Origin of the sequence: Agrobacterium vacciniicorymbosi, from assembly GCF_040427045.1 — a bacterium.
Lineage (GTDB): Bacteria > Pseudomonadota > Alphaproteobacteria > Rhizobiales > Rhizobiaceae > Agrobacterium.
In genome coordinates this window covers 1-501 of sequence record NZ_JBETMF010000034.1, presented here as the reverse complement: position 1 = coordinate 501, position 501 = coordinate 1, and the positions used below count along the sequence as shown (strand labels likewise).

Sequence of the window (501 nt, the reverse complement as noted above, 5' to 3'; positions counted from 1 at the left end):
AGTGACCGATAGTGAACCAGTACCGTGAGGGAAAGGTGAAAAGCACCCCGGAAGGGGAGTGAAATAGATCCTGAAACCGTGTGCCTACAAGTAGTCAGAGCCCGTTAACGGGTGATGGCGTGCCTTTTGTAGAATGAACCGGCGAGTTACGATCCCGTGCAAGGTTAAGCAGAAGATGCGGAGCCGCAGCGAAAGCGAGTCTGAATAGGGCGCATGAGTACGTGGTCGTAGACCCGAAACCAGGTGATCTACCCATGTCCAGGGTGAAGTTCAGGTAACACTGAATGGAGGCCCGAACCCACGCACGTTGAAAAGTGCGGGGATGAGGTGTGGGTAGGGGTGAAATGCCAATCGAACCTGGAGATAGCTGGTTCTCTCCGAAATAGCTTTAGGGCTAGCCTCAAGGTAAGAGTCTTGGAGGTAGAGCACTGATTGGACTAGGGGCCCCTACCGGGTTACCGAATTCAGTCAAACTCCGAATGCCAATGACTTATCCTTGGG

At 53.1% G+C, this 501-nt stretch carries 1 rRNA gene; it reads left to right on the top strand.

Going from position 1 to position 501, the window contains the following annotated elements:
- Positions 1–501: ribosomal RNA gene (locus ABUK73_RS23350) — 23S ribosomal RNA — on the top strand; the annotation flags it as partial.